Origin of the sequence: Klebsiella sp. 2019SCSN059 (assembly GCF_021739525.1) — a bacterium.
GTDB classification, from domain to species: Bacteria; Pseudomonadota; Gammaproteobacteria; order Enterobacterales; family Enterobacteriaceae; genus Klebsiella; species Klebsiella quasipneumoniae.
Genome location: NZ_JAKKOM010000008.1, coordinates 173,472 through 183,300, shown reverse-complemented (window position 1 = coordinate 183,300; position 9,829 = coordinate 173,472). Strand labels below are relative to the sequence as shown.

At 57.1% G+C, this 9,829-nt stretch carries 9 protein-coding genes; 2 read left to right on the top strand and 7 right to left on the bottom strand.

Annotated elements, in window-relative coordinates; genetic code table 11:
- A partial coding sequence (locus L2I46_RS12010) for a hypothetical protein (RefSeq protein WP_236947886.1) occupies positions 1 to 432 on the bottom strand: 432 nt, incomplete at its 3' end.
- Positions 433 to 512: 80 nt separating this feature from the next.
- On the opposite strand from L2I46_RS12010, the gene L2I46_RS12005 reads away from it, so the two are divergent.
- The gene (locus tag L2I46_RS12005; protein ID WP_086075114.1) at positions 513 to 1,811 is read left to right on the top strand and encodes an MFS transporter; all 1,299 of its coding nucleotides are present in this window, start codon (positions 513 to 515) and stop codon (positions 1,809 to 1,811) included.
- A 3-nt stretch (positions 1,812 to 1,814) separates the two neighbouring features.
- On the opposite strand, the gene L2I46_RS12000 is transcribed toward L2I46_RS12005, so the two are convergent.
- The 5 genes from L2I46_RS12000 to trxC all read right to left on the bottom strand — a co-directional run bounded on the left by L2I46_RS12000 (position 1,815) and on the right by trxC (position 7,535).
- Positions 1,815 to 2,138, bottom strand: coding sequence for a YfiM family lipoprotein (locus L2I46_RS12000; RefSeq protein ID WP_004201811.1), 324 nt, complete (start codon positions 2,136 to 2,138; stop codon positions 1,815 to 1,817).
- Between the two features lie 41 nt (positions 2,139 to 2,179).
- The gene (gene pssA / locus L2I46_RS11995) at positions 2,180 to 3,535 is read right to left on the bottom strand and encodes a CDP-diacylglycerol--serine O-phosphatidyltransferase (RefSeq protein WP_023290677.1); all 1,356 of its coding nucleotides are present in this window, start codon (positions 3,533 to 3,535) and stop codon (positions 2,180 to 2,182) included.
- Positions 3,536 to 3,655: 120 nt separating this feature from the next.
- Complete coding sequence (locus tag L2I46_RS11990; RefSeq protein WP_049013875.1) at positions 3,656 to 6,307, bottom strand: bifunctional acetate--CoA ligase family protein/GNAT family N-acetyltransferase; 2,652 nt, start codon at positions 6,305 to 6,307, stop codon at positions 3,656 to 3,658.
- Between the two features lie 34 nt (positions 6,308 to 6,341).
- A complete protein-coding gene (tapT, locus tag L2I46_RS11985; RefSeq protein ID WP_086075115.1) occupies positions 6,342 to 7,040 on the bottom strand; it encodes a tRNA-uridine aminocarboxypropyltransferase in 699 nt (232 codons plus the stop codon).
- A 69-nt stretch (positions 7,041 to 7,109) separates the two neighbouring features.
- On the bottom strand, positions 7,110 to 7,535 hold the full coding sequence (gene trxC, locus L2I46_RS11980; protein WP_002914091.1) for a thioredoxin TrxC: 426 nt from the start codon (positions 7,533 to 7,535) through the stop codon (positions 7,110 to 7,112).
- Between the two features lie 203 nt (positions 7,536 to 7,738).
- Here trxC and L2I46_RS11975 point away from each other — a divergent pair, with 203 nt between their 5' ends.
- Positions 7,739 to 8,824: a tRNA/rRNA methyltransferase gene (locus L2I46_RS11975; RefSeq protein ID WP_023290674.1), complete on the top strand. Its 1,086-nt coding sequence runs from the start codon at positions 7,739 to 7,741 to the stop codon at positions 8,822 to 8,824.
- Positions 8,825 to 8,879: 55 nt separating this feature from the next.
- On the opposite strand, the gene ung is transcribed toward L2I46_RS11975, so the two are convergent.
- The gene (gene ung, locus L2I46_RS11970; protein WP_086075116.1) at positions 8,880 to 9,569 is read right to left on the bottom strand and encodes a uracil-DNA glycosylase; all 690 of its coding nucleotides are present in this window, start codon (positions 9,567 to 9,569) and stop codon (positions 8,880 to 8,882) included.
- Between the last annotated feature and the right edge of the window lie 260 nt (positions 9,570 to 9,829).

Here is a 9,829-nt window from a genome sequence, read left to right as displayed (position 1 = left end):
CAGAAGTGAAACGCCGTAGCGCCGATGGTAGTGTGGGGTCTCCCCATGTGAGAGTAGGGAACTGCCAGGCATCAAATAAAGCAGAAAGCTCAGTCGAAAGACTGAGCTTTTTGTTTTTGCGTTTAAAAAGAACCCCGTCCCGAAAGGTGCGGGGTTTTTTGCTGTGTGGTGTATGCCTCCCCCGGTGGCGCTGCGCTTACCGGGGCTACTGATCCGTAGCCCGGACAAGGTGCGCAGCACCGCCTCCGGGGAAAATCCCGCCATACCCGCACCATTATCTTCATTCAAAGCAACATAAAACCCCGTCATGGCAAACCCTTCGCCATAATCCACTTTTTCCTTGCCTCTGCGCTGGCGTTGATCGCGAAAACCGCGCTTGCGAAAAAAAATGTGAATGTAATCACATATAAAGATATAACAATTATATAACATTTAGTTTACTAACTAATTTGTCTGCGTGACGTGGTACGCCCGACAAGACAGACTGCAGTCTTTGCTGGAGCAATATAACAATGACAGAGAGTAGCATTACCGAACGGGCCGCGCCGGAGCAGGCCGATACCCGTCGTCGTATTTGGGCAATTGTTGGCGCTTCCTCGGGAAATCTTGTTGAGTGGTTTGATTTTTACGTCTACTCATTCTGCTCGCTCTATTTTGCCCATATCTTCTTTCCCTCCGGAAATACCACCACTCAACTTTTACAAACGGCAGGCGTATTCGCCGCCGGATTTCTGATGCGTCCTATCGGTGGGTGGCTGTTTGGTCGGATCGCCGACCGCCGCGGACGTAAAGCTTCCATGCTTATTTCGGTCTGTATGATGTGCTTTGGTTCACTGGTGATTGCCTGCCTGCCGGGCTACGCGGTCATCGGCACCTGGGCTCCGGCGCTGCTGCTGTTGGCCCGTCTGTTTCAGGGGCTGTCGGTCGGTGGAGAATATGGTACCAGCGCGACCTATATGAGTGAAGTGGCGATTGAAGGAAAGAAAGGCTTCTATGCTTCTTTCCAGTACGTCACGTTAATTGGCGGTCAACTGCAGGCGGTATTAGTGGTCGTGGCGCTCCAGCAGGTGCTGAGCGACGAAGATTTGCATGCCTGGGGATGGCGTATTCCTTTTGCTCTCGGGGCAGTACTGGCTATCGTCGCGCTGTGGCTGCGTCGCCAGCTGGACGAAACCTCAAAGCAGGAGACCCGGGCGCTGAAAGAGGCTGGCTCATTTAAAGGGTTGTGGCGTAATCGCCGGGCTTTCGTGATGGTGTTGGGCTTTACTGCCGCCGGATCGCTGACCTTCTATACCTTTACTACCTATATGCAAAAGTATCTGGTCAACACGGCGGGCATGACGGCCAGCACCGCCAGCGTGATCATGACCGCGGCGCTGTTCGTTTATATGCTGGTTCAACCGCTGTTCGGCGCCTTTTCGGATAAAGTTGGCCGCCGTACCTCCATGCTGTGCTTTGGCGTGCTGGCGACATTATTTACCGTGCCAATCCTGAGCGCCTTGCAAAAAGTGAGCTCACCCTATGCTGCCTTCGGCCTGGTGATCTGCGCCTTGCTGATTGTCAGTTTCTATACCTCGATCAGCGGCATCCTGAAGGCCGAGATGTTCCCGGCGCAGGTTCGCGCGCTTGGGGTAGGGCTGTCCTATGCCGTCGCGAATGCCCTGTTTGGCGGCTCGGCGGAATATGTCGCGCTGTCGCTGAAATCGGCGGGGATAGAGCACGCGTTCTACTGGTACGTGACGGTGATGGCGGCCATCGCCTTCCTGGTCTCCCTGATGCTGCATCGCAAAGGCAAAGGCCTGCGTCTTTAGCCGTTACTGGTGCGCCAGTTGCCAAACAGCGTAGCCGGTGGTCGCGCCGGCTACATCCCAGGCGAAATCCTTCCAGCTCCAGCCGCTGCCTGCCGGGCGGCTGTCCCAAAGCTCTTTTGAGGCGCCGAGGCTGACGGAAAACATCAGGCCGATAGCAGCGCTGCGGTCCCGGCTGTAACCCTGATGTTGCGCATATTCATTGCCGGCGGCAGACAGCATCGCCGAGGCCAGAAAATGCTGGGCTTTGTCCTGACCGGACCATGCATCATTTGCCATGTGGCTGCAGCCCGTTAACATCAGCGAAGCAATCACGATTATCGTACGCATAGCGCTTCCAGAAAAAAGCCCCGTCGAGGCGGGGCTGATTGTCAGAGAATACGGCTGATCAGCCGGTCAATGCGGATCCGCCGCAGTCGGCGGATCAGTTTACGCACTTTCACCGGATAGTCGGCAATACTTTGCAGATCCCGATAATGTTTCACCACCGTGGTGTGGGTGCGGATGAGCTTCAGCTCTTTCTCCCGCATGGCTCCCAGCTGCTGCTTTGGATCGTGGATCAGAATGGCATTTTCCAGATCGAGTCGCCAGGCGCGCGGGTTAAGGTTGTTGCCGGTGAGCAGCATCCACTCGTCGTCAACCCACATGCCCTTCAGGTGGTAGCTGTTATCGTCATCCTTCCACAGGCGGACGATCAGCTGATCGGTATTCACATAATACTGCAGCCGGCTGAGGAAACGCCGCAGGTTGATCTCATACAGATAAGGAAGCGCGCCGATGATTTTAAACGGCTGATCTTCCGGAATATAGAAATCGTTCGCGGTTTTATCGCCGACAATAATCTCCACCTGTTTACCGTCGCGCAGCAGCTGGATGATATTTCTTACCAGCACGGCAGGAAGGTTGAAGTAGGGGGTGCAGATCGTTAACTTGTGCTCGGCACAGGGCATCAGGTGAAAGATAGTTTTGTTCAGCAGGCTGGATTTCCCCAGGCCTACCAGCGGGGTGACGGAGAGTTCTTCGTCACCGGCGGTGCCGACAAAATGGTAGCTGCGGTCGCGCAGCTCCTGACGGTACTGGCGAATATCGTTTTTGATTTCCGGACTTTTTGGCCGATCCGGTCTGTCGAGACGATTCACGCCGCGTCCCTGAACCAGATTATTGTCGACCCAGTCGAACATGACGTCCGCCATTTTGCCGTTACGGATGCACTGATAGCGGTCATAGCGGTACTTATCATGCTGATGCAGATAAACATCGTTCAGGCTGGCGCCGCTGTAGAGGACGCAGTCATCGATAATAAAGCCTTTGAAATGGAGAACGCCGAGCGCCTCCCGGGTGTTAATCGGCACGCCGTAAACGGGGATCTCTACGCCCGGATTTTCATTGGCCATCCGACAATACCAGTCAGCATTGGTGTTGGAGGCGGCGGCGCCGATACGGCCACGTTGAGCGCGGTGCCAGTCAACGAGGACGCGAACATCCAGTTGCGGACGCTGACGTTTGGCGTCATAAAGGGCCTGCAAAATTCCTTTTCCGCCATCATCTTGCTCCAGGTAGAGCGCAATAATGCATATACGCTGAGTGGCGTTGGCAATCCGGGTCAGTAACGCTTCCCTGAAATCCGCAGGGGCGTAAAAGAACTCTACATCATCAACTGACTGAGAAAGCTTAGGGAGTTGGGCAAGGTGTTGTTGATGTTTATTACGCTTAAATTTTGACAACATCACAGTGCGTTTCTTCTCTGTTTATTGAAGGGTCTTCTGTACCATGCAGACGACGTAAGCGGGCAATAATACCATTACTACCCGCTAATGTGGTCAACAATTGCGGTCAGCGTCGCGCGATTATCCCTGATTCAGGGGCAGCGACAGACTGACAATCCCATCTTCCAGCTGAATATCAACGGTGAATCCCAGCTTTCTGGCGAGGCCGATCATGCCTCGGTTATTCGGCATCGTAATCCCATTCAGCCGTTGCAGGCCATGGCTTTGCGTATAGGCGATCAGCTTTTCCAGCAGCCTTCGCCCCAGGCCTAACCCTTTCAAATCTGAACGGACCAGCACAGCAAACTCGGCATCAATATTGTCAGGGTCGGAGATCGCCCGCGTCACGCCGAGGATCTCGCTCTGTTCCGCGGTGGTCCTGACGGCGACGAACGCCATTTCTCGATCGTAGTCGATCTGGGTCATATTGGCTAAGTCGTCATGGGTAAATTCGTTGATCTCACTAAAATAGCGATAATAGAGATCTTCTTTGGTGACCTGAGCGATAAACGCGAGCAACTGCGGTTCATCTTCCGGAAGGATCGGCCGGAACAGACAGCGATCGCCATTTTTCATCACCACCCACTCCTCCAGCTGGTGCGGATAGGGACGAATAGCGAGACGGCTTTCACTGTCGCCGCTAAAGGGAGCAAGCCCCAGGGTAACGTCCAGCGCCGTAAACTCGTTGCCGGAGGCGAGCAAGGGATGAATATCCAGCCGCTGGATCTCAGGGCAGTCGACGATCAGGTTCGAGACCTGAACCAGCAGCTGGCTTAAGCCTGCGATATCCAGCGGTCGCAATGCGCTGCGGCCGCGGATCTTCTTATTTTTGATCGCCTGGATCACCAGATAACGCGCCAGGTTCATATTCAGCGGCGGCAGCGCCACAGCGGCCTGGTCCTCGGCCCGCCACTCCACGCCGCCTTCGCCCAACATAATCAACGGGCCGAAGAGGGGATCGTGCTCAACCACCACTCTCAGCTCCTGGGCGCCGGCGCGATTGGCCATACTCTGCACCAGCAGGCCATGAATGCGCGCCTGGGGCCAGGCCAGCCTGACGCGATCGATCATCGCATCCGCTGCCTGCTGTACTTCTGCCGCGGTACGCAGATACAACATGACCCCCTGTACTTCTGATTTGTGCGGAATATCCGGGGAACGCAGCTTCAACGCAACCGGATAGCCTATCTGCTCAGCGATATGCACCGCTTCCGCGCTGTCAGCGGCGATCCAGGTTGGCAGTGTGTGGATACCGTAGGCCCGGAGCACCGGGCTGACCTCGTGGGTATCCAGCGTGGTGGCGCCGTCATCTATCGCTTGCTGGAGCAGAGCATGCGCTTCGCTGGTATTGGCGGTTAACGAGTCCGGCAGCACTGGAGTCTCGCGCAGCTGTTTCTGGTTACGGCGGTACTCGACCATATGCATAAAGGCGGTGATGGTGCCCTCCGGCGTACGGTAGGTGGGAAGGCCGGCATCGCTGAACAGCCGTCGCGCCTCCTGGGAAGAGAATTCGCCGCACCAGTTGGTCAGCACGGTGACATATTTGCCACGCGGATGGTGCTTCAGGGCGTCTATCAGCGCCAGGGCGCTCTCGGTGCCCGGCGCGGCGGCGCTGGGCGAGTGGATCACCAGCAGCGCGTCGTAGTCCTGACTGTTAAGCAGAATGTTCACCGCCCGCTGATAGTGTTCGCTGCTGGCGTCATCGCGTAAATCCAGTGGGTTGGCGATCTCAACGCCGCCCGGCAGCGCCTGGCGCAGGGCGTCGCGCGTCTCCTCGCTGAGGGTCGCCAGCTTACCGTTACGCAACCAAAGCTCATCCAGCGCCAGCGCCGCCGGCGCCGCGCCGTTGCTGACGATCATCAGTTTTTCACCGCGCAGCGGGCGCATATGGCTCAGGGTTTCTACGGCGGAGAACAGCTCATGGGTATCCTGGACCCGCAGCAGACCAGCACGCTGGATGGCCGCATCCCATGCCGGATCCATCCCTGAATTGACGTGCAACAGTTTCTGCGCCGCGGGACTACGGCCGCTTTTGATCACCAGGATTGGCTTGTTTCGCGAGGCGCTGCGCGCGGCGGAGACAAACCGGCGCGCGTCGCTGAGATGCTCAAGGTAAAGCAAAATGGCGCTGGTTTTGCTGTCGCGGGCCAGAAAGTCCAACAGGTCATCGACATCTATATCCAGGCTATCGCCCAGCGCGATGAAGTAGGAAAACCCCATCTCGCGCTGTTGCGCCCAGTCAAGGATGGTGTTGGAGACGGCGGCCGACTGCGAGATAAAGGCCAGTTTACCGCGGTGGATCGCGACCGGAGAAAAGCTGGCGTTCAGGCCTTGCCACGGCGCCAGCAGCCCCAGGCTGTTTGGGCCGAGCAGGCGCATCTGATAGCGTGCAGCGCATTCGAGCAGCGCCGGATACTGTTCCGGCTGCGAAGAGAGGATGATGCAGGTCTTGCAGCCTTTCTGCCCCAGGGCTTCGAGCAACTCGAGATTACGTCGCGCGTTGGTACAAAGCACCGCCAGATCCGGCGTAAACGGCAGCTTCTCGATGGTGGGCCACGCCAGCACCCCAAGCACCGCCTTCCAGGCGGGGGTCACCGGCAGTACCGGGCCATTGAAGCCGCCGGCTAGCAGGTTGCGCATCATGAGATAGCCAGCGCGCTGCGGCTTCATTGATGCGCCAATAACGGCGATGGATTTTGGTCGCAGCAGTGCTTCCAGGCCTCGTTGGCTCATACCGGTCTCCTTTCATCCCAGTGACCGAATGATTTTAAACGTTTTCCGCCTGGCCCGCTGTGATACTGCCCTTATGCTGGGTTTTTCCCGCCAGGTAGCGGGTCCGGAAGCGGGTGAAGTGTTCGCCAAGCGCGGCGGCGGCCGGCGTATCGCCCGCCAGATCCAGCAGGGCGATGGCCACTTCCGCGGTACAATATTGTCCGTCGGCGTGCGCCTCGCGCAGATGGTAGGCTGAGATGCGCGACAGATCGACGGAGATGATCGGCAGCGCGTCCAGATAAGGGCTCTTACGGAACATTTTACGCGCTTCGGTCCAGGTGCCGTCGAGCATGATAAACAGCGGCGGTTTGCCGGACGGCGGCGCGCTCAGGACCTGGCGCTCCGGTGCGGCGTAGGAGGCGGGAAACACCACCATCGGCTGGTAATCGGGATGGGCGACCAGATCGAGCAGCCCCTGCGGCGGCTCGGTTCTCGACCATTGATAAGCCTCGGTATTCGGCAGAATATCGGCGATGAGCCGGCCGGTGTTGCTGGGCTTCATCGGCTCCGTATCAAACATCACCAGGCAGAAACGGCTGGTGGCCTGCGCCGGCGTTAACGTGGCGCACAGGCACTGCTTGAGCGGCAGCAGACAGCGCTGGCAGCGGCGGATGCGGTTGCCGCGAGCAAGGAAAGGGCGGGTGGCTCGCGCGAGACGTTCGGCGCGCAGGCGAAGGACAGCGTTATCAGTCATGGGAGTCGCTAGTGAAAAACGCTATTGTCGCAGAGGCGAAAACGGGGCACAAGCGGTGCCCCGGAAGGATTACTGCTGTCCGGCTTCGTTCAGCCAGCTATCAAATGGCGCTTTTGGCACCGCGCCATTGAGCATGTCGATCACTTCGCCATTTTTGAACATCATAATGGTCGGGATGCTGCGGATACGAAACCGTGCGCTAAGCTCACGTTCCGCTTCGGTGTTAACTTTCACAAAACGCATCTTCCCGCTACGCTCTTCCGCGACGTCTTCAAAGATCGGCGCGAAGCTGCGGCAGGGACCGCACCATGGCGCCCAGAAATCGACAACGACCGGCAGATCGTCCTTTAAGAGTTTATCCAGCGTTGCCCCGGTCGCGTTGATGACGTCGCCATCAAAAAGATCGTGACCGCAGCGTCCGCACTTTGCGCCATCCGCGCTACGATCGTCCGGGAGGCGGTTCAGAGCCTGACAACTGGCACAAACGGTATTCATAACTAACCTCTGGTGATGGGTTGCAACGTGGCACGTGGCCAATATGTTTCTGTGATGTTACATATTATCGATTAAGTGTTATTTAAGGACAATGCGTTTTGTTCGATGAGTGCAATAGAGGCCGTCTTTTAAACGAAATCATGGCGAAGCGATGACACATCGGGTAATCTGCGCGCTTCGCGCAGCGCAGGTGGAGAAAATTGATGAGCGACGAACTGAAAAATAAAAGCGGCAAGGTCAAAGTGATGTATGTCCGCAGTGATGATGATTCTGACAAACGCACCCATAACCCACGTACCGGGAAAGGGGGAGGTCGTCCAGGAAAATCTCGTGTTGACGGCCGCAGCCGCCCTGCGCGTGACGAACGAAACAGCCGCGGTGACGATCGTAAACGCGATGACCGCAAGCGTGATGAGCGCAAGCGCGATGATTTTAATCGTGACGATGCGTCCCCGTGGCGTACCGTTTCTCGCGCTCCTGGCGATGAGACGCCGGTAAAAGAGGATCACGGCGGGATCAGCGGGAAGAGCTTTATCGATCCGGAAGTACTGCGTCGCCAGCGTGCGGAAGAGACCCGCGTGTATGGTGAAAACGCCTGTCAGGCCCTGTTCCAGAGCCGCCCGGAAGCCATTGTCCGCGCCTGGTTTATCCAGAGCGTGACGCCGCGCTTTAAAGAGGCGCTGCGCTGGATGGCGGCTAACCGTAAAGCCTACCATGTGGTTGATGAAGCCGAGCTGGCAAAAGCCTCCGGGACCGATCACCACGGCGGCGTCTGCTTCCTGATCAAAAAACGCCACGGTACCTCTGTTGCCCAGTGGGTCGCGAAGGCGGCAGAAGAAGATTGCGTTCTGGCGCTGGAGGACGTGGGTAACCCACATAATCTCGGGGCGATCATGCGCAGCTGCGCGCACTTCGGCGTGAAGGGTGTTGTGGTTCAGGATGCCGGCGTGCTGGAGTCCGGCGCGGCGATCCGTACGGCGGAAGGCGGTGCGGAACATGTTGAACCGATCACCGGCGACAGCTTCATCGATACTCTGGATCAGTTCCGTCAGGCGGGCTACGCGATTGTCTCGACCTCCAGCCATAATGGTACCCCGCTGTTTAAAGCCGAGCTGCCGAAGAAAATGGTGCTGGTGTTAGGCCAGGAGCGCGATGGCCTGTCGGATGCAGCCATCTCCAGCGCGGACCTCAGCGTCGCCATCGATGGTACCGGCAATGTCGAAAGCCTGAACGTATCTGTGGCGACCGGCGTCCTGCTGGCGGAATGGTGGCGTCAGAACAAGGCGTAATACCTGTCCCTGAATACAAAAGCCAGCTGATGCTGGCTTTTTTTATGGCTGTCGATCACTCGCTTTCGGCGGGAAGGACCGGCATCCAGTCAATCGGCGCTTCGCCGCGATCGGCCAGCCACTGATTGGTCTGCACGAAATGGTTGCTGCCAAAGAAGCCGCGATGTGCGGAGAGCGGTGAAGGGTGCGGCGCCTTCAGTACGCAGTGGCGCTGGCGATCGATAATCGCGCCTTTCTTCTGCGCATGGGAGCCCCACAGCAGAAAGACCACCCCCTCGCAGTGCTCATTGATTAACGCGATTACCTTATCGGTAAACGTCTCCCAGCCGAGGCTGGCGTGCGAGTGCGCCTGCCCGGCGCGGACGGTCAGGACCGTATTAAGCAGGAGCACCCCCTGGCGCGCCCAGCTTTCCAGGTAACCATGGGTAGGGCGGGTAAAGCCAGGGATAGTGGTCTCCAGCTCTTTGTACATATTCAGCAGCGAGGGCGGGATCGCGACGCCGGGGCGAACCGAGAACGCCAGACCGTGGGCTTGCCCCGGGCCGTGATAGGGGTCCTGACCGAGAATGACGACTTTGACATCGCCCAGTTCGGTAAAGCGAAACGCATTAAAGACATCTTTTTGCGGTGGATAGATGGTGATCCCGGACTGGCGCTCTTCGGCGACGGTCTTCAGAGTATTGAGAAAATAGGGTTGTTGCTTTTCATCCGCCAGCACGTCATGCCAGGTTAAAGGGGTGGTCATCTTGCTCTCCTGCAAAGGGTCATCGCTATAGCTTAACGGCTTCTTTCTACAGAACAAAATCGGCACGGCTTGACGCGGGCCTTTATGCAAAAAAAATTGAAAATTTACAAAATTATTTATATCGGCTTATGGCGTAACTTGATGTAAAACAATAAAATCCTTGCATACCCACTTAGAGTGAGTGGTTTTTGTTGATTTACATCAAAGAATGCCGAGGGTGCGGCTGATATATATACACTCATACAACAATGGTTTTACCA

Coding starts and splice junctions, on each gene's coding strand:
- L2I46_RS12005 (WP_086075114.1), top strand. CDS start 513: ATGACAGAGAGTAGCATTACCGAACGGGCCGCGCCGGAGCAGGCCGAT.
- L2I46_RS12000 (WP_004201811.1), bottom strand. CDS start 2,138: ATGCGTACGATAATCGTGATTGCTTCGCTGATGTTAACGGGCTGCAGC.
- pssA (WP_023290677.1), bottom strand. CDS start 3,535: ATGTTGTCAAAATTTAAGCGTAATAAACATCAACAACACCTTGCCCAA.
- L2I46_RS11990 (WP_049013875.1), bottom strand. CDS start 6,307: ATGAGCCAACGAGGCCTGGAAGCACTGCTGCGACCAAAATCCATCGCC.
- tapT (WP_086075115.1), bottom strand. CDS start 7,040: ATGACTGATAACGCTGTCCTTCGCCTGCGCGCCGAACGTCTCGCGCGA.
- trxC (WP_002914091.1), bottom strand. CDS start 7,535: ATGAATACCGTTTGTGCCAGTTGTCAGGCTCTGAACCGCCTCCCGGAC.
- L2I46_RS11975 (WP_023290674.1), top strand. CDS start 7,739: ATGAGCGACGAACTGAAAAATAAAAGCGGCAAGGTCAAAGTGATGTAT.
- ung (WP_086075116.1), bottom strand. CDS start 9,569: ATGACCACCCCTTTAACCTGGCATGACGTGCTGGCGGATGAAAAGCAA.